The organism is Hwanghaeella sp. (assembly GCF_965227365.1).
In the GTDB taxonomy this organism is placed as follows: domain Bacteria; phylum Pseudomonadota; class Alphaproteobacteria; order UBA8366; family Aestuariispiraceae; genus Hwanghaeella.
Map to the genome: position 1 here is coordinate 1,400,013 of NZ_OZ245754.1, position 18,536 is coordinate 1,418,548.

Annotated in this window: 19 protein-coding genes; 10 read left to right on the forward strand and 9 right to left on the reverse strand. The window is 62.2% G+C overall.

Going from position 1 to position 18,536, the window contains the following annotated elements:
* Positions 1-23: 23 nt before the first annotated feature.
* Positions 24-974, forward strand: coding sequence for a DMT family transporter (locus ACQK2G_RS06115; protein WP_425404136.1), 951 nt, complete (start codon positions 24-26; stop codon positions 972-974).
* Here ACQK2G_RS06115 and ald read toward each other — a convergent pair.
* The gene (gene ald, locus ACQK2G_RS06120) at positions 944-2,062 is read right to left on the reverse strand and encodes an alanine dehydrogenase (RefSeq protein ID WP_425404137.1); all 1,119 of its coding nucleotides are present in this window, start codon (positions 2,060-2,062) and stop codon (positions 944-946) included. The genes ACQK2G_RS06115 and ald overlap by 31 nt on opposite strands.
* A 180-nt stretch (positions 2,063-2,242) precedes the next feature.
* On the opposite strand from ald, the gene speB reads away from it, so the two are divergent.
* Positions 2,243-3,205: an agmatinase gene (speB, locus tag ACQK2G_RS06125; RefSeq protein WP_425404138.1), complete on the forward strand. Its 963-nt coding sequence runs from the start codon at positions 2,243-2,245 to the stop codon at positions 3,203-3,205.
* A gap of 3 nt (positions 3,206-3,208) precedes the next feature.
* Here the strand turns inward: speB and ACQK2G_RS06130 are convergent, their stop codons facing one another.
* From ACQK2G_RS06130 to ACQK2G_RS06140, 3 genes are all read right to left on the reverse strand, one after another.
* A complete protein-coding gene (locus ACQK2G_RS06130) occupies positions 3,209-3,778 on the reverse strand; it encodes a nitroreductase family protein (protein ID WP_425404139.1) in 570 nt (189 codons plus the stop codon).
* 119 nt (positions 3,779-3,897) lie between these two features.
* Positions 3,898-4,545 carry a rhomboid family intramembrane serine protease gene (locus ACQK2G_RS06135; RefSeq protein ID WP_425404140.1) on the reverse strand — a complete coding sequence of 216 codons (648 nt, stop codon included), beginning with the start codon at positions 4,543-4,545 and terminating at the stop codon, positions 3,898-3,900.
* A gap of 97 nt (positions 4,546-4,642) precedes the next feature.
* On the reverse strand, positions 4,643-5,200 hold the full coding sequence (locus ACQK2G_RS06140; RefSeq protein ID WP_425404141.1) for an N-acetyltransferase family protein: 558 nt from the start codon (positions 5,198-5,200) through the stop codon (positions 4,643-4,645).
* Between the two features lie 223 nt (positions 5,201-5,423).
* On the opposite strand from ACQK2G_RS06140, the gene ACQK2G_RS06145 reads away from it, so the two are divergent.
* The 8 genes from ACQK2G_RS06145 (at position 5,424) to ACQK2G_RS06180 (ending at position 14,121) form a co-directional block, all read left to right on the forward strand.
* A complete protein-coding gene (locus tag ACQK2G_RS06145; protein WP_425404142.1) occupies positions 5,424-6,239 on the forward strand; it encodes an SDR family NAD(P)-dependent oxidoreductase in 816 nt (271 codons plus the stop codon).
* A 41-nt stretch (positions 6,240-6,280) separates the two neighbouring features.
* Positions 6,281-7,795 carry an AMP-binding protein gene (locus ACQK2G_RS06150; protein ID WP_425404143.1) on the forward strand — a complete coding sequence of 505 codons (1,515 nt, stop codon included), beginning with the start codon at positions 6,281-6,283 and terminating at the stop codon, positions 7,793-7,795.
* A 98-nt stretch (positions 7,796-7,893) separates the two neighbouring features.
* Positions 7,894-8,643, forward strand: a complete 750-nt coding sequence (locus ACQK2G_RS06155; protein ID WP_425404144.1) for a hypothetical protein — start codon at positions 7,894-7,896, stop codon at positions 8,641-8,643.
* Positions 8,640-9,878 carry a DUF4350 domain-containing protein gene (locus ACQK2G_RS06160; RefSeq protein WP_425404145.1) on the forward strand — a complete coding sequence of 413 codons (1,239 nt, stop codon included), beginning with the start codon at positions 8,640-8,642 and terminating at the stop codon, positions 9,876-9,878. The genes ACQK2G_RS06155 and ACQK2G_RS06160 overlap by 4 nt, the downstream gene beginning before the upstream one ends.
* Positions 9,844-10,800 carry an AAA family ATPase gene (locus ACQK2G_RS06165; protein WP_425404146.1) on the forward strand — a complete coding sequence of 319 codons (957 nt, stop codon included), beginning with the start codon at positions 9,844-9,846 and terminating at the stop codon, positions 10,798-10,800. The genes ACQK2G_RS06160 and ACQK2G_RS06165 overlap by 35 nt, the downstream gene beginning before the upstream one ends.
* Positions 10,800-12,107 carry a DUF58 domain-containing protein gene (locus ACQK2G_RS06170; protein ID WP_425404147.1) on the forward strand — a complete coding sequence of 436 codons (1,308 nt, stop codon included), beginning with the start codon at positions 10,800-10,802 and terminating at the stop codon, positions 12,105-12,107. The genes ACQK2G_RS06165 and ACQK2G_RS06170 overlap by 1 nt, the downstream gene beginning before the upstream one ends.
* Before the next feature lie 3 nt (positions 12,108-12,110).
* Complete coding sequence (locus tag ACQK2G_RS06175; RefSeq protein WP_425404148.1) at positions 12,111-13,115, forward strand: stage II sporulation protein M; 1,005 nt, start codon at positions 12,111-12,113, stop codon at positions 13,113-13,115.
* Positions 13,108-14,121 carry an RDD family protein gene (locus tag ACQK2G_RS06180; protein WP_425404149.1) on the forward strand — a complete coding sequence of 338 codons (1,014 nt, stop codon included), beginning with the start codon at positions 13,108-13,110 and terminating at the stop codon, positions 14,119-14,121. The genes ACQK2G_RS06175 and ACQK2G_RS06180 overlap by 8 nt, the downstream gene beginning before the upstream one ends.
* A 6-nt stretch (positions 14,122-14,127) precedes the next feature.
* Here ACQK2G_RS06180 and ACQK2G_RS06185 read toward each other — a convergent pair whose 3' ends face one another.
* The 5 genes from ACQK2G_RS06185 to ACQK2G_RS06205 all read right to left on the reverse strand — a co-directional run bounded on the left by ACQK2G_RS06185 (position 14,128) and on the right by ACQK2G_RS06205 (position 18,495).
* A complete protein-coding gene (locus tag ACQK2G_RS06185) occupies positions 14,128-14,844 on the reverse strand; it encodes a hypothetical protein (protein WP_425404150.1) in 717 nt (238 codons plus the stop codon).
* Positions 14,845-14,987: 143 nt separating this feature from the next.
* Entirely contained in the window at positions 14,988-15,854 is an 867-nt protein-coding gene (locus tag ACQK2G_RS06190; protein ID WP_425404151.1) for a hypothetical protein, read from the reverse strand.
* 193 nt (positions 15,855-16,047) lie between these two features.
* Positions 16,048-16,986: a hypothetical protein gene (locus ACQK2G_RS06195; RefSeq protein ID WP_425404152.1), complete on the reverse strand. Its 939-nt coding sequence runs from the start codon at positions 16,984-16,986 to the stop codon at positions 16,048-16,050.
* 46 nt (positions 16,987-17,032) lie between these two features.
* Complete coding sequence (locus tag ACQK2G_RS06200) at positions 17,033-17,488, reverse strand: NfeD family protein (protein ID WP_425404153.1); 456 nt, start codon at positions 17,486-17,488, stop codon at positions 17,033-17,035.
* The gene (locus ACQK2G_RS06205) at positions 17,476-18,495 is read right to left on the reverse strand and encodes an SPFH domain-containing protein (protein WP_425404154.1); all 1,020 of its coding nucleotides are present in this window, start codon (positions 18,493-18,495) and stop codon (positions 17,476-17,478) included. The genes ACQK2G_RS06200 and ACQK2G_RS06205 overlap by 13 nt, the downstream gene beginning before the upstream one ends.
* Positions 18,496-18,536: the final 41 nt, after the last annotated feature.

Sequence of the window (18,536 nt, forward strand, 5' to 3'; positions counted from 1 at the left end):
TCGCGATTGTTGAGGTTGTTTCCATGTCGTCCCATCCGATGCCCACGTATCCCATGTCCGCCGGTGTCTGGGGCTTGATCGTCCTGCTGTCCCTGATCTGGGGCGGGTCCTTTTTTCTGACCGAGATCGCCCTGACCGGCATGGGCCCCCTGACATTGGTGACGGGGCGTGTCGGCATCGCTGCGCTGGTCCTGTGGGCGGTGATTGCTATCCGCGGAGAGGCCGTGCCGCGGTTCGGCTGGATCTGGCTGGCGCTGCTCGCCATGGGGGCGATGAACAATGTCATTCCCTTCAGCCTGATCAGCTGGGGCCAAACCCGGATAGACAGCGGTGTCGCGTCGATCCTGAACGCCACCACGCCGCTCTTCGCCGTGCTGGTCGCCCATGTCCTGACTTCGGATGAGAAACTGACCCTGCCGCGCTTTACCGGCGTGTTGTGCGGCGTGATCGGTGTCGCGGTACTGATTGGTCCAAGCGCCATTGCCGGCCTGACGCAAACCGGTGACGGTGCGCTGTTAGGGCAATGCGCCGGATTGGCTGCGTCGCTGAGTTATGCCTTCGCGGGCATCTTCGGTCGGCGGCTGCGCGGATTGTCCCCGATGGTCGCCGCCACGGGCATGCTGACCGGCAGCACGATCATGATGCTGCCGATCTCGATGATCGTGGAACAGCCGCAAGCCGCGCCGCTGCCGGATACCGGTCCGGTCGTTGCGGTTGCCGGCATGGCATTGCTCTGCACGGCTTTCGCCTATCTTCTCTATTTCCGCATTCTGGCCCGGGCCGGGGCCACCAATCTGCTGTTGGTGACCCTGCTGGTGCCGGTCAGCGCGATCATCCTTGGCGCGGTCTTCCTGCACGAAGTGATCACGGCGAACGCCCTGGCCGGGATAGGGTTGATCGGCCTTGGCCTGCTGGCCGTGGACGGCCGGGTCTTCCGGGTCTTCTACAAGCCCAGCACTTCCTCCGGCGCGTGATAATCCATGCCGAACTCGTCGGCCACGGCCTTATAGGTGCACTGCCCCTTGTGAATGTTCAGCCCGGCGCGCAGATGCGCGTCCTTGCCCAATGCCGCGCGGTAGCCTTCATTCGCCAGTTTCAAGGTGAAGGGAAGGGTGGCGTTGTTTAGGGCGAAGGTGGATGTCCGCGCCACGGCGCCCGGCATGTTGGTGACGCAATAATGGACCACGTCGTCTTCCACATAGGTCGGTTCGGAATGGCTGGTCGGGCGTGAGGTCTCGAAGCACCCGCCCTGGTCGATGGCGATATCGACCATGACCGATCCGGGGCGCATAGCCTTCACCATTTCCTTGGTCACCAGTTTCGGCGCTGCCGCTCCGGGAACCAGCACGGCGCCGATCACCAGGTCGGCATTCGTCACATGCTGCTCGATCGCGTCGACGGTCGAATAGATGGTGTTCAGTGTCGGCCCGAAGATCGTATCGAGTTCCATCAGGCGGTCCAGCGACCGGTCGATCACCGTCACGCGCGCTTCCATGCCCATGGCCATGCGCGCGGCATTGGTGCCCGAGACGCCGCCGCCGATAACGACCACATCCGCCGCCTGGACGCCCGCGACACCGCCCAGCAGCACGCCGCGTCCGCCTTGTTCCTTTTCCAGGTAATGGGCGCCGACCTGGACGCTCATCCGCCCGGCCACCTCGCTCATCGGTGCCAGCAGGGGGAGGCGGCCGCGCGCGTCGGTCACGGTTTCATAGGCGATGGCGATACAGCCATTGTCCATCAATCCGCGGGTCTGCGCCTCGTCGGCGGCAAGATGCAGATAGGTGAACAGAACCTGTCCCTCCCGCAGCAGCGCGATTTCGGACGGCTGCGGTTCCTTGACCTTCACGATCATGTCGGCTGTTTCGAAGACCGAGGCCGCGTCCGGCAGAATCTTCGCGCCGGCCTTCATATAGTCCTCGTCCCAGACGCCTATGCCGGCGCCGGCCGCGGTTTCGACAAAGACCTCATGGCCATGATGGACCAGTTCCCGGACACTCGACGGCACCAGGCCGACCCGGTATTCGTGGATCTTGATTTCTTTTGGAACGCCCACCCGCATGGTTTTTCTCCCGCTATTTTATGTGCGATTTAGGGAGAGGATATCAGGTCCATGGCGTTTTCCAATTGGCAGTTGACCGGCGCGGCGCGGGGTTGAAAGCTGTCGCCGGCGGGCGCGCCTCGGCGTGTTCCGGCACTGCGCGACATTTATCTATTTTAATCTATTTTCGAGGGACGGGACATGACGGGTTCGAGTGAGCAAAAGGGCGACCAGGGTTTCCGCAAGGCGGATCCGTACGGCCGGTGGCGGGAGTCGACCTATTCGGGCGCGCTCTCCTTCCTGCGCCGTCCCTATACCAGGGAACTGGACGGTATCGATGTCGCGGTGACCGGTATCCCCTTCGATCTTGCAACGACCTATCGGCCGGGCGCGCGGTTGGGGCCGCGCGGGGTGCGTGCGGGCAGCGTACAGTTGTCGGAACTGAACGCCTTTCCCTTCAACTTCGACCCGTTCGAGCATCTCGCCGTCGTCGATTATGGCGATTGTTATCTGGAGGTCGGATATCCGGAGAAGATGCCGCCGATCATCACCGCGCATATCCGGGAAATCCTGGATGGCGGGGCCAAGCCGCTTTCCATCGGTGGAGACCATTTCATCACCCTACCGATCCTGGAGGCGATCGCGGAAAAGCATGGTCCCGTCGGTCTCGTCCATTTCGATGCGCATCCCGACACCTGGGACGACGACGGCAGCGAATTGAATCACGGCACGATGTTCACGCGCGCCGTCGCCAAGGGCTTGGTCGATCCGGCCCGGTCGGTGCAGATCGGTATCCGCACGATCACCGATGACGACCGGGGCATCACGATCCTGGACGCCCCCTTCGTGCACAACAATGGACCGGCGACGGTGATCGAGCGGACTTTGGAAATCGTCGGGTCGGGGAAGGCCTATCTGACCTTCGATATCGATTGCTTGGACCCGGCTTTCGCGCCTGGTACCGGTACCCCGGTTGCCGGGGGATTGAGCAGCGCGCAGGCGCTGGAAATCGTCCGGGGCCTGGGTTCAATCGACTGGACCGGGATGGATATTGTGGAGGTCGCGCCGCCTTATGACCATGCGGAGATCACCTCCATCGCGGCGGCGACCATCGCGCATGACTGGATTTGCCTGGAAGCCCTCCGGAAGAAGGCGGAAGCGTAAGGATCAACCGGTCCAGACGGCGGTGAACGCCTCGTGCCCGGGGCGTTCCTTCACCGGGCTCGTCCCGTCCGGCGTGCCCATATAGATGAAGGTCACGATGGCGTCCTTGCGGCTGAGGCCCAGCGCGTTCTTAACGTGATCGTCATAAGCCGGCCAGCCGCTCAACATGATCGCTCCGTAACCCTTGGCATGGGCGGCGGTGATGACATTCTGCGCGGCGCAGGCGGCGGCGACCACCTGTTCAACCGGCGGCACCTTGGGGTGGTTTTCGGTGATCTCGGCGCAGACGGCGATGATCATCGGCGACCGCAAGGGCTTCGTGCGGATCGAGTCCAGGGCAGCCTTGTCGGAATTCGGTTCGCGCAGGATCAGGGCTTCGGCGAAAACATCCCCCAGCCGTGCGCGGGCATCCCCTTCGATGATCTTGAAGCGCCAGGGCCTCAACGCGCCATGGTCCGGTGCGGTCATCCCAGCTTGCAGAATTTCCGCCAGATCCTCACCGCTGGGGACGGGGTCCTTCAGCGTCACGGCGCGGGCGGATTGGCGGGAAAGAATGGCTTCAAGCGCGTTCATGGATCATCACCGTTTGAATGGCAGTCAAAAATAATCCGGTCTCGTACCCGACCGGCTGACAGGGATATAGGGGTAAAACGTCGACTGTGCCAGTGACGGGGCCAATTCCGGGTTGCAACCTAATGCCGGGGAAGCCGCTTCTCCAGCATCGGCATCAACAGAAAGCCCAGGATGAACCCGCCAAGGTGGGATTCCCATGCGATGCGGCCTTCCACCCCGAAAAGCGCGCCGGGCAATATGCCGACCACGACGGTCAAGCCGATCCAGACCAGGATGAAGACCGCGGCATTGCGGGGATCGTGGAAGGGGCGCGGCGGCGGCAGCCGGTCGGGACGCGGTTTCAGCGCCACCGCGGCGACCGCGCCCACCATGCCGGACACGGCCCCGGAGGCACCGATCACCACCGCGGTCGAATCCGAATTCATGAACTGCAGGGTTAATACGCCGGCGATCGCCGTCAGCGCATAGAGCAGAAGGAATTTCAACTCGCCCATGCGGCGCGCCACGACCGTGCCGAAGGCCATGAAGAAGGCCATGTTCATGAAAAGATGCATGAAATCGGCATGCAGCAGGGTGTACCCGATCGGCGAAATGATCGCCGGGATGGGGTCATGCGCGAAGGCGCCTTCGACCGTATAGCGGGCCGGTACGTAGGCGAAGGTCCTGAACAGCCACTCCTGGGCCGGATAGGACAAAAACATGCGGCCGACATGTACCAGGACATTGGCGGCGATCACCCAGCTCACGATCGGGGGCAGGTTGAACATGGGCGGGCCGGACGGTCGTCGGCCGTTCGGTTCGGCAGGGGGAATTGGGGATCGGTAAGAAGGGTCGGTCATCTAAATCTTTCGGTTCCGGCCCTGCTCATTTGGCCTCTGCCGCCAAAGCCTGCAAGGCCTGGCCGTCCAATTCCAGGATTCGCGCGTCCTCGTCACGGGCGCCGAGCGAGGCGAAAAAGGCGCGCGCTTGAGTATTGTCGCTCATCACCCCCCACCATAATGACGCCATTCCCGATTCGACGGTTTTCGCCGCGACGGCGCTGAACAGCTTGCGCCCGACACCGTGCCGGCGTTCGCCGGGCATGACGAACAAATCCGTCAGCCAGATGCCGCGACGGGCCAGGTCGGAGTTGAACATCCAATGGTACAGGGCATAGCCCGCCGGATGGCCTTCCCGCTCGGCGATCAGGAAGTGGCAGACCCGGTCTTCCGAGAAGGCTTCGCCATGGATCAGTTCGGCGGTATAGAGCGTGGCCGATTTCCCATGCGCGACATTCAAGGCATTGGCCATGTCGGCCAGGGCTTGCGCGTCCTGTTCCTCCGCCGGGCGGACGGTGATCGCGATGCCATCGGTCGGCGTGTTTGACGGGCTGCCTGTTTGCACGTCCGCCGGGGCGTCGGGTCTGGAGACGGGACTAATCAAGGCGCGTCCTTGGTGAAGTCTGATTTCGAGAGCCGCGGAGTCTATGTCCGGGCGCCCTGGATGCCAAGTTCGCGCGGGATGCCAAGTTCACGCCGGATGCCAAGTTCACGCGGTTTGTCTGCGCCGCGCAACAAGCAGTGTTGATGTCAGCGGCGTTGTCGCCCCCCAAACACCGTGCCAATCTTCCCGCCAACAAGGTTAAAATCGTTTGGGAGGAAAACCGATGGCGGATCGTTTGTCGGGCAAGGTGGCGTTGATCGTGGGGGCCGGTTCCTCGGGACCGGGCTGGGGCAACGGTAAGGCGACGGCGGCCCTCTTCGCCCGCGAAGGGGCCAAGGTCATGTGCGTCGACCGCAATGCGGATGCGGCGGCGGAAACCGTCTCCATTATCGAAGCCGAGGGCGGCGAGGCGAAGATGTTCCAGGCGGACGTCACCTCGCAGGACGACATCAAGGCCATGGTGGATGCCACCATGCAGGCCTGGGGCCGGATCGATATCCTGGACAACAATGTCGGGATCGCGGAGACCGGCGGCGTGGTCGAAACGACCGAGGAACAGTGGGACTTCGTCCATGCGGTGAATTTGAAGTCGGCCTTCCTGTCGATGAAACACGTCATCCCGATCATGGTCGACCAGGGCGGCGGGTCGATCATCAACATCTCTTCCATCGCGGGCATCGCCTATACGGGCGTTCCCTATTGCACCTATTACTCGACCAAGGCGGCGATGAATCATCTGACGCGGACGACGGCCCGGCAATATGCCAAGGACCATGTGCGCGTGAACGCCGTCCTTCCGGGCTTGATGAAGACGCCGATGGTGGCGGCCGCCACGGGGCTTGTTTCCCAATATGGGGAAGGGGATGTGGAGGCGACCTGGGCCGCACGCGACGCGCAGTGCCCGATGGGCCATATGGGCGATGCCTGGGACGTCGCCTATGCCGCGCTTTTCCTGGCCTCTGACGAATCGAAATACGTCACCGGGCTGGAGATGGTCGTCGATGGCGGCATCACGCTCGGCTATACCAGCGGGCAATAGAAACACGGAACTGGGATTTTTTAGGACAAGGTATCGGTGCCATGAATCTTGCAACCTGGCTGGCGCGCGCGGCGCGCAGTTTCCCCGAACAGTGCGCGGTCGGATACGGGACGGCGCCGTTTCAGGATTATCGTAAACTGGCGAACCGGGCGGCGCGTCTCGCGGCAGCACTTCGGAACGATCTGGGCCTGAAACCCGGCGACCGGGTGGCGTTGGCGACGAAGAACGTTCCGGAATATATGGAGGTCCTGTGGGGGCTGTGGTGGGCCAACATCTCCGCCGTGCCGGCCAATGCCAAGCTTCATGGGAACGAGTTCAAATACATCCTGGAAGACTCCGGCTCTCGGGTTGTCTTCACGACCGCCGACCTGACCGAGACGATCGAACAGTACAAACCCGATTGCGTCGAACGGGTCATCGAGATCCGCACGGCGGATTACGAAAAGCTGTTCGGCGATGCGGTGCTGGAGCTTCAGGACGCGCATGCGGACGACATGGCCTGGCTGTTCTATACCAGCGGCACGACAGGCCGGCCCAAGGGCGCACAGATCAGCCACCGTAACATCGCGGCCATGACCTTCGGCTATCTGTCGGACATCGAACCGGTCTTCCCCGGCGAGCAATGCCTGCACGCCGCGCCGCTCAGCCACGGGTCGGGCATGTATATGGTGCCGCATCTGTGCAAGGCCGGGGTCAATGTCGTCCCGGAATCGGGCGGCTTCGATCCGGCGGAGATCGGTGCGCTTGCCAGCCATTGGGGGGCGGTTTCGATGTTCGCGGCTCCGACCATGGTGACCCGCCTGACCGGGCATCCGGGCGATATCGATCCGACAGGCATCCGCACCATCACCTATGGCGGTGCGCCGATGTATGTGGATGACGCGATCCGGGCCATCGACCGCTTCGGTAATCGTTTCGCGCAATTGTTCGGCCAGGGCGAAAGCCCGATGACGGGAACCATCCTGTCCAAGGCGCAAATCGCCGACCGCGACCATCCGAAATGGCGCCACCGGCTGGGGTCGATCGGGATCGCGAATTCGACCGTCGAATGCACCGTCGCCGACGATGACGGCACCCTGTTGGCGCCGGGCGAGATTGGTGAGGTCGTCATTCGCGGCGACGCGGTGATCAAGGGCTATTGGAACAATCCGGAAGCGACGGCAAAGGCGCTGAAGCACGGCTGGCTCTATACCGGCGATGTCGGCGAGATCGACGAGGACGGTTTCATCACGTTGAAGGACCGGTCGAAGGACATGATCATTTCGGGCGGATCGAACATCTATCCGCGCGAGATCGAGGAAGTCCTGTTGACCGATGATCGGGTGCAGGAAGTTTCCGTCATCGGCCGCCCCGACGCGGATTGGGGCGAAGTCGTCGTCGCCTATGTGGTCGGCAAGGATATCGGTCCGGCGGATCTGGACAAGCTGTGTCTGGACAATATCGCGCGTTTCAAACGGCCGAAGGACTATGTCTTCGTCGATCAACTGCCGAAGAACAATTACGGCAAGATCCTGAAGACGGAACTGCGTGAGAAGGACAAGCAACGCCAGGATTAGCCCCGATTTCCCGGCAAGACGGGCGTTGGAGTTCGGCAATCTTTGGTATAGCGTTCGGGGTGAGATTTTTCCGAGATTGGCGGCACCCGCGGCTTGAGATGACAGTCAGACTTTTTCCCATCGCCGCGGTCGTTCTGGTCGTTCTCCTCTGTTTTCCGTTCTTCGTGTTCATAGGCGCGGCGCAGGCGGCACAGGATCCGGGTGACGTCGCCCGCGAGATTATCGCGGACGGTCCCTATCAGACCGAACTGGAACTGGCCAAGCCGCGTGAACCGCGAATCCAGAGTTCCGACCGATCCTGGTGGCGCGATGTGTTCTCAGCCCTGGAAACGTTGGCACCCGCGCTGCGTGCTATCCTCTACATCGCCGGCGCGGCGGTGATCATCCTTATCCTATTCGCGGTCCTGCGTGGGCTTTCGGGCCAGGATTGGCGCTTTTTTCGACGCCGAAATCGGGGAGATGAACAGGCCGGCGACGAGGCGGGTGGCGTTTCGACCAGGACCCGCCATTTCGACGCGGTCGGCACCTTGAGCGACGCGGATGCCCTGGCCGCCGCCGGCCGCTATTCGGAGGCTGTGCGGGTCCTGCTGTTCAAAAGCCTCGAATTCTTGCGTTCCGGCATCGGCGACGCGGTCTTTCCTTATCTGACCAGCCGGGAAATCCTTCTTGTCTCCGGGTTGGACGCGGCCGAGCGTGACGCGTTGAGGCGGATCGTCGCGACGGAGGAAATTTCCCATTTCGGCGAGGCGCTGTTGAACGCGGAGGCCTATCGGGCCTGCCGCGGCGATTTCCTGCTCTTCTCGGGGCAGGAGACAAACGGCGTGACGGGTGCGGAGGGCGCGGCGTGAAGGCGGGCGCTGTCTTCGACCCCCGCGTGATCGCGGTCCTGATCTGCCTCGGCATCACGGGGTTTGTCGGGTCGCTGATCATCGGCTCCCTGGCCGGCGATCCGGAGGTGAACCGGCCGGTGGGCGCGAACGGCTTTTCGACCTCCGCCGTCGGTCACCGCGCGTTCCGGGAAATGCTTGAAGAACTGGGATACGAGGTGCGGACCTATACCCGGCAGGGCGACCCGCCGGCGGACGGTATGGCCGCACTTATCCTGGCGGAACCGCTGACAGGCAAACGGGCCCATCTGCAACGCATGGTCCAGGATTATCCGACCCTGGTCGTTCTGCCGAAGTGGTGGGTGAGAACGTCCTTTGAAAATCCACATTGGGCAACGGAAGCGAGGCTGTTGAGCGACAATCATGTGACCGCGATCCTGCAGTCGGTACTGGAGGATGCGACCGTCCAGCGGGTCGCGGCAGGTCCGAAACAGTGGAAGACTGCGGCTATCGGCGCCATGCCGGTGATCGACGGGACGGTCCAACTGGTCAGCTCCGACAAGCTGTTTCCGTTGGTCTCGACGGATGAGGGTGTGTTGGTAGGGGCGGTGGCCGACAGCAGGCAGACGACGATCATCGTCGCCGACCCCGACATATTGGCCACCCATGGGCTGGGAAAGGGCGCGAATGCGGCCTTGATGGTGAAACTGCTCGACTCCTTCGGGGGCGACGGCGCGATCGTATTCGACGAAACGATCCACGGTTTCCGGACCTATCCCGGCGTCACGACGGCGATTTTCGACATGCCTTTTGTTTGGGTGACCGCCTTGGTCGGCTTGACGATCGCGGTCCTGGTCTGGGCGTCCATCGGCCGTTTCGGCGCCCCGTTCGCGGAACGGGAGACGGTGAATACCGGCGGGGCGACCCTGGTCGAAAGCACATCGGATCTGGTGGTCGATGCCGGCAATCTCAGCGAGTCGTTCAAGCGCTATGCGGCGCAGGTTCAGGCCCGGGCCGCCCGGCGGCTGCATGCACCCAAGGCTCTGTCGCGGGACGAATTGGTCGATTGGCTGGACAAGGTCGGCCGCAATCGGGGCGCGCGGCATGGATACCGCGAGTTGATGCGCCAGGTTCTGCTGCAGGAGCAGGCGAGCGGAAAGACGAATGGAAATCTGTTGCGGCTGGCCCGTGCCTTGCGCCGCTGGGAAGAGGAGGTGACGCATGGCGATCGAAGCCGTCCGCGCAATGGCGGATGACCTGAGGACGGAAGTCGGAAAGGTCGTGGTCGGCCTGGACGACGCGGTGGAAATCCTACTGGTGGCGCTGCTGTCCGAAGGGCATGTGCTGATGGAAGGGGTGCCGGGTACCGCCAAGACATTGTTGGCGCAGACCTTCTCGGCCGCGCTTTCACTCGATTTCGGGCGGGTTCAGTTCACCCCGGACCTGATGCCCGGCGATGTCATCGGAACGAATCTGTTCGATTTCCAATCTAATTCCTTTTCCCTGGTGAAGGGACCGATCTTCACCCAGTTCCTGCTGGCGGACGAGATCAATCGCACGCCGCCGAAAACCCAGGCCTCGCTGTTGCAGGCGATGCAGGAAAGGGAGGTGACGATTGACGGCAAGACGCATCCCCTGGGGGACGCTTTCATGGTTGTGGCGACGCAGAACCCGATCGAGCAGCAGGGCACCTATCCCTTGCCGGAAGCCCAGTTGGACCGGTTCCTGTTCAAGCATGTTCTGACCTATCCCAGCCGCGATGAGGAACGCGATGTGGTTCGGCGGCATGGCGCGCGGACCGCGATGCCCTCGGTTGAGGATCACGGTGTCCGGCCGGTCGGGGACCTCAACGCCCTGCGGGCGGCTCGGGTCGTTGTCTCCGACATTACCCTGGCGGACGACATGACCGATTACATCGTCGATCTGATCCGGGCGACCCGGGAACATCCGGCGCTTGCCTTCGGAGCCTCGCCGCGCGCGGCTACCAATTTGTCGGCGGCGGCGCGGGCCTATGCGGTGTTGAACGGCAGGGACTACGTCATTCCGGACGATGTGAAATCGCTGGCGAAGCCGTTGCTGCGGCACCGGTTGGTCCTGTCCGCCTCGGCCGAAATCGAAGGGATGGGCGAGGATCAGGTCATCGATCAGATCCTGCAGCAGATCCCCGTGCCGCGCTGATGAAACCGACGATCCGCGCCGTTCTGCTCTGCGCCGCCGGCATTCCGCCGGTGACGGCGTTGATCGTCGTGGACGCCGCTTATTGGCCGGTTTCGGTTTTTTTCATGCTGTTCGTCCTCCTCGTCGGTGGTGTGGACGCGCTGCTTTGCCCGTCCGCAAGGGCCCTCATGGTCACGGCGCGACCGCCCGGACAATTGAATGTCGGCCGGGACGGGGTGCTTTCCCTGACCGTGGCGTTTCGGCGGACCGGCATGGCCGTCGCGGTGGATTGTCTGCTGGATGTCAACGACGTCCTGACCCGCCCGCCGCTTCGGCGCGTGATCGTGCCCGTGAATACGGAAACCGAATTCGATCTTGCGCTGCGGGCTGACCGTCGCGGCATGGCGGATGTGGAGGCGATCTGGCTGCGCTGGCGCGGACCGTTGGGGCTGTTTCAGCGAAGCCATGCCGTTCAGGGCGGCAGGATCCCGGTCATACCCGATGTAAATCTGGTCCGCGAGATGGAGATCCGCTTCAACGCGCGCGATGCGATGCATGGTGTGAAGGTGCAGCGGCAGAAAGGCGAGGGTCGGGAGTTCAACGCCCTGAAGGAATGGCGGCCTGGGATGGATACACGGTCGATCGATTGGAAACAGTCGGCCCGCCACCGCGCGCTGATCAGCAAGGAATACGATGTCGAGCGCAACCACCCGGTCGTTTTCGCTTTTGATACCGGGCACTTGATGGGCGAGGCGGTCCACGGCCTCACGAAACTGGATCATGCGATCAATGCTTCGCTGGTCCTGGGCTGGACCTGCTTGCAGGGCGGGGATCGTGTCGGCGCCTATGGGTTCAACGCCCGCATGGGTGCCTATGCGACGCCGACAGGCGGCCGGTCGGGTTTTGTCCGCCTGCAGGGGTTCGGCGCCGAATTGGACTATTCCGTCGACGAGACGAATTTCACCTTGGGTCTGGGCGGTCTGCTGGGACGTTTGGACCGGCGCAGTCTGGTCATCGTCTTCAGCGATTTCGTCGATACGGTGACCGCCGATCTGATGATCGACGGGTTGCGTCGACTGGCCGGGCGCCATCTGGTTCTTTTCGTGACCTTCCGGAACGTTGAACTGGAAGGCGTGGCCGAGAGCATGCCCCGGGGGGCGAAGGGATTGGCCGGGTCGGTCATCGCGGCGGATCTGGTGCAGGAAAGGCGTATCGTGACACGCAGCCTGGAGCAGATGGGAATCCTGTGCCTGGAAACGGTGCCGGGCGAGGTGAACGCGGCCCTCGTCAATCAATACATGGACATCAAACGGCAAGGATTGATCTGAGCCATGGCGGACGTCACCCTGAAAAGCGCGGTGTTTCGCCGGGAGCGCGAGAAGACCTGGCAGGAATTGGACGGGATCGTCACCCAGATCGAGAAGCGGGGCGTCCGGTCGCTGACGCCGGAACAGTGCCACCGTCTCCCGCTGCTGTACCGTGCGACGCTGTCTTCGCTCTCCGTCGCGCGCAGCATATCGCTGGACCGCAATGTTCTGGACTATCTGGAGACGCTCTCGACCCGCGCCTATTTCTGCGTTCACGGCGCCCGCGGATCGCTGTTTGGATATCTGCGGAATTTCCTGCTCGTGGATTTTCCGGCCGCAGTTCGCGCCGCCCGCTGGCATCTCGTTGTCGCCGCCCTGCTGCTGGCCGGGGGGATTCTCGCCGGTCACGCCTTGGTCATCGCGGATAGCAACTGGTACCACAGCATCGTGCCGGAGGGCATGGCCGGCGGGCGCACACCCGATGCCAGTGCCGAGGACCTGAGCAAAATTCTTTACGACCCGCCGGGAGAGAACGAAGCCTTCCTGCATGTCTTCGCCTCGTATCTTTTCACGCATAACGCCGGGATCGGCATTCTTTGCTTCGGTCTGGGATTTGCGCTGGGTATCCCGGTCTTCCTGCTGATGTTCTACAACGGCCTGATGATCGGGGCGATGACGGGCCTGCACGCGAGCAAGGGGCTGCTGCCTGATTTCGTCGGCTGGCTGTTCGTGCACGGCACGACGGAATTGCTGGCGGTAGCGCTCTGTGCCGCGGCAGGCCTCGTACTCGGGTCGGCCGTAGCCCTGCCGGGGACCCATTCGCGGCTGGAAAACCTTCGCCGGGAGGGCAGGCGGGCGGCGCGTATCGTGATCGGCGCGGTGCTGCTGTTCCTGGTGGCGGCGTTGCTGGAAGGCTTCGCCCGGCAGCTCGTCACCGATATGACGGCCCGCTATTCGATCGGGATCGTCGCCGGGCTTCTCTGGGCCGCGTATTTCGGCCTTGCCGGGGTGGGGCGACGCGATGGCTAGCCGAACCGCCACTGCCGCCGGCAGCAAGATTCTGACTGCGATGAACCAGGAACAGGCCAAAAGGAGGCGACTGATCTCGACCCCGGAAGGAGTCCAGGTCAGCGTTACCCTCGCCGATCGCGGCGAGCGCGCCGGGGCGGTCGTGCTGGATCTGGTCTTTATTCTGCTGGGACTGCTTGCCGGTGGGATTGCCCTGTACGCGCTTCGGCGCAGCGGGTTGGTGACCTATGACTGGATCATCGTGCTCGGGTATCTGACCTTTTTTCTGTTGCGGAACTTCTACTTCCTGTTCTTCGAATTGCGATGGCAGGGTCGAACGCCGGGCAAAAGGCTGATGAAACTGCGGGTCATAGACCGGAAGGGGGGAACGCTGACCGCCGACGCCGTCTTCGCCCGAAATCTGGTCCGTGAGGTGGAGCTGTTCATTCCGATGATGCTGCTGATTTCCAGGACGAGTGTCGGGCTCGGTGCCTGGGAAACCCTGCTGCAGTGGCTGTGGATCGGCGTCTTCCTTTTCTTTCCGTTTTTCAACCGTGACCGGATGCGGGTCGGTGATCTGATCGCCGGGACCTGGGTCGTGGTGTCGCCGAAGGAGTCCCTGCTGTCGGACCTGTCGGAAGAAACGCGCTATTCGCCGCCATCCCCTTCATCACCGCCGTCAGCCGACGGGTTGCAGGCCGCGCGGGACACCGGGCCGGGACCGGCGGCGGAACCGTCGAAACTGCAATTCACCTTCACGGACAAGCAGCTCGACACCTATGGGATTTTCGAGCTTCAGACCCTGGAGGAAGTTCTGCGCCGGTCGGGCCCGGAAGCGCATGCGGTGCGCGCGGCCGTCGCCGACAGGATACGCGTGAAAATCGGCCATGCCAGCGGCGGCGGCGCGGGCGGCGCCCTGACTGAAGGACAGGTCGTGCCTTTCCTGGACCAGTTCTACAAGGCCCTGCGCCAGCGGTTGGAAGCGCGGATGCTGCTCGGCGACCGAAAGGAAAGCAAATACGATTGAGCGGCGTTAGTCGAAGATCGCCGCAATGTCCTTGGCGCTCGTGCCTTCCTTCACCCTGCGGATCTCATCATAGAGCGCGGCAACGAAAATCACCGAAAAGACGGACATGGGCGCGCCGATTGCGTTGGTTGCCGGTATCGCAGCATTGGCTTCAGCAATGCTTAAGGGGCCCGTATCCACAACGAGATGCATCAGGCCGAATACCGATAGGCCGAGGAATTGGACGACCATGTAAAGAAAGGCGACCAGTAACACAGCGAATAGAACTTTCCATCGATACCCGATAACCAGCGCTTTGCTTCGCGAGAATGCGGCGCTTACGCCCCGGTCTTCGCTGATGATTGCCGGCGTAACGAGGATATACGTCGTCATGAAATAGATGCCCGGAATGACGATTAGTGCGAACCCTATGCCGACACCTAGATAATAGGCCAGCATGCCGCCATAGACGGGCAGCATGCCAAGAATGCCGGTTTGAAAGGCTGCGGCCAGGCTTGGGCTTTCGCCATTCAAATTCTGCAGGGTGAAGAAGGTTATCGCGGCGGCGGCGATGCTATAAATCGCAATCTCGCCGATGAAGAAGACGGCGCCTGGAATGCTGGCGATTTCCGTGAAGTCGTATCGCGACAGGATCGTATCCGGCAGCACGGCCAGCACCACGGCGATCGGCAGGACATAGATCAAACCGAAAATCGTGTTCTGGGGCAGTCTACGAAACAACAACGAGAAGCTCCGCCTGAATACCGACAGGATCGATATTGGCGGAGCTTTACCCAATCGTGCTTTTGCGCCGGCGGTGTTTACGGCCATACCCAAGTTGCTCCAGCGGACCGAAGCCGCTTTCCTTTAAGGGAAAGTCGGGGACCTTAGTCAAAGACCGCGGCAATTTCTTCCGCGGTGCTGCCTTCCTTTGCGACGCGGATCTGGTGATACAGGACCGCCGCGAGGATCAGCAGGAACAGATACTGGACCGCTTCGAAGAGTGTACCGATGATGATTGCGACGGTGCCCGGCACCACGGCGTTGAATTCGCCCGACAGGGTGAAGGGCAGGGTCCCCGCCGCCAGACCGAAGCCGATCCCGGTGGCGATCAGCAACAGCACCGCCAACACGCCGACGCCGAAAATGCTCGACCGGTATCCTTTCGTCAGTGCCGCGCTTCGCGACAGGGCCGCGAGGGGGCCTTTGCGTTCCGCCACCCCGGCGGGCACGGCGATGGCAAGCATCACCATTACGATGAAACCGGGGATGATCAGGAAAACGAAACCGGCCGCTACGGCAATCCCCTGCAGGACGAGGATGAAGAAGACTGGAATCGCACGGATCAAACCTTCCTTGATCGACGCGCCGATCGAGATCTCGCCGTTCGCCAGGATGACGCAGGCCATATGCGTAACCGAACCGTACAGCCAGGCGACCAGAAGCCAGGAAATGACCACATAGATGCCTATGCCGAGCGGGTTCATGACCCCGGCCATCATATCGGCCTGGAAGCTCGGCAGGGCGAGGACCAGGACGATCCCCGGCAGCCAGGTCACCGCCGCGAGCAGGAAGAAAAGATGAAAATGCCTGAACAGGGTGGAGAAGGTCAGGGAAAATACCTTGCCGATGGAGAGATCACCGGGCGTTGGTGCCGCGGGCGCCGCGTTTGGATTACCTGCGTTTGGATTACCCGGGTTTGGATTACCTGCATCGGGCACACTCCCCAGGTTGCCGCTTTCTTGATCCGACATCGTCCCCCCCCAAAAAAACAACTCCAAGATAACCGGCAAACTACCGCATGCCGATCATGCGCTGCCAGCTTAACGGGCTTTTCAAAACGTGAGCAACCAATAATGACGGATGTTTCGTTACATTCCTGCGTAGGTCACGGCGAAGGGTGCGCGTTCCGGCAACCGTGCTTGGTTGGGCGGGAAGAGGCGCGTGTCAGTCGAAAACGGCGGCGATCGGGTCCGCGCGCGGGCCGTGCTTCAGAAACCGCAATTCCTCGTAAAGGACCGTGAACAGTACGGCGGTCATCGCCGCGAACAGGGCATTCAGCAGGAAACAGGAAATCAAGGGCCAGAGCCAGCGGACGGGCGTCAGCCATCCGGCCGTGACCGGCACGGCGGACAGGCCGTTGCCGATCAGGATAGAGATGAAGACAAGCAGCAAAACGGAGGCGAAGACGACCGATATCGCCCCGAAGACACGCCAGCGATTGTTCTCCGTCAACCGCCTGCTGGCGGGCATGGCGGCGATTGCGCCGATGCCCTCGTTGCGCATGATAGACAGGGCGGGAATGAACATTCCAATCATCCAGGCAATTGCCATGTAGAGCGCAACCGGAACGGCGATGATCATGATCAGCGCTATTTCCGTTGCGGTCCACATCATGAAGAAGCCGCCCATAATGATCATTACAACGGCGAAGACGCAGATAATTTCCGTTTCCACGATGACAACGGCGGTCCGGAAGACGAACCCGAAACCCGGCAGCAATGCTTCGCCGATGCTGCAGAACCTGCCTGTGACGAGGTATTCGCCTGCGGCCTTGGTCAGCGCCGCGGCGGTATAGAAGGATAGCAGGGGACCGATGGCGAACGTAAAGGCATAGGCGCCTGCGGCGTAACGGCCTTTGATAAGGGTCGATACCAGGTCCGATGCGTCGCCGGTGGAGACGGCGGTCATCAATTCCGAAAAGGAGGCGAATGTCGAAAACACGATGCCCAGGTGAAACGGCAATTGCGTGATCAGGGTGATCACCGCGATCCGGCCGGCATTGGCCCGCAACACGCCGATATACCGGCTCATCACCCTGCCGATGCGCAGCGATCCGCCTTGCGCGCCTTGTTCCAAGTCTCGGGCCAGGACGTCATCCGTCATCGCGCTGCCTTACATCAAATGATCCGGCATGGACGGACAGGAGGCATTAGCCCGCCACTTCGACCACCAGCGTCGCGCCATCGACGGCGGTGACGCGGGCCTTGGCGCCGGCGGTGAAGTCGGAACCGTCCGTGCTGCGGGCGGACCAGGACGAGTCTTCCAGTTTCACGCGGCCCTGGCCGTTGGCGAAGGTGTCGACGACGATCACCGTTCGGCCGATATAATGCGAGCCGCGGCGGTTGAGGGTCTCGTCATCGGATTCGGTCGGATGAGTCTTCTGCCAATAGCGGAAGGCGGCGATCGAGACGACGCTGATCACCGCGAAGATCAGCATCTGGTATTCCCAGTCGATGCCGGGATGAATCAGCAGCAGGACGCCGACCACGCCCGACGCGACCGCCATCCACATGAAGAAGGTACCGGGGACGACGATTTCGAGCGCCAGCAGGCCGAGGCCCAACGCCCACCACCACCAGAATTCAATCTGGTCTAGCCACGCCATGGGCTGCTCCCGGGCGTGCGCGGAGAATCGTCGTCGCTATCGGTCAGGTCCAACGGGTCGCCGTCGCCGCCCTTCAGGTTCAAGGCTTCCTTTGCGAGGTCGGCGATTCCGGCGACGGAACCGATGATCGATGCGGCCTCGACCGGCATCATCAGGACCTTCTGGTTCGGCGCGGAAGCGAGTTCCTTCAGCGCTTCGGTATATTTCAGGGCGACGAAATAGTTGATCGCCTGCACGTTGCCGCCTGCGATCGCTTTGGAGACGATGGCGGTCGCACGTGCTTCGGCCTGCGCCTCGCGCTCGCGCGCCTCGGCATCGCGGAAGGCGGCTTCGCGTCGGCCCTCGGCCTCCAGGATCGCGGCCTGCTTCTGGCCGTCGGCCTGTAGAATGGCGGATTGCTTGTCGCCCTCGGCTTCCAGGATGGTGGCGCGCTTTTCGCGTTCCGCCTTCATCTGGCGGGCCATGGCGTCGACCAGGTCGCGCGGCGGCGAGATGTCCTTGATTTCGATCCGGGTGACCTTGACGCCCCAGGGGTTGGTCGCCTGATCGACGACGGTCAGCAGCTTGCTGTTGATGGCGTCGCGTTCGGAAAGAACCTCGTCCAGATCCATGCTGCCCATCACCGTCCGTATATTGGTCATGGTCAAGTTCAGGATCGCGCGTTCCAGATTGTTGACCTCATAGGCGGCCTTGGCCGCGTTCAGGACCTGATAGAAGACCACGCCGTCGGCGGTCACCATCGCGTTGTCGCGGGTGATGACCTCCTGGCTGTCCACATCCATGACGGTTTCCCGCATGTTCACTTTCGATCCGATGCGGTCGATGATCGGGACGATGAGATTGAGGCCGGGCGGGAGCGTCTTGGTGTATTTCCCGAAGCGTTCGACGGTGTATTCCATGCCCTGGGGAACCGATTTGATTCCCATGAAGACCAGGATGATCGCCAGGATCACCGCCAGTACGACGAAGATCGCGAAACCTTCGATGGTGAAAGGCAACTGCGACATCGGCTTCCTCCGGCCCGTTCAACTCAATCCGCGACAGGGCG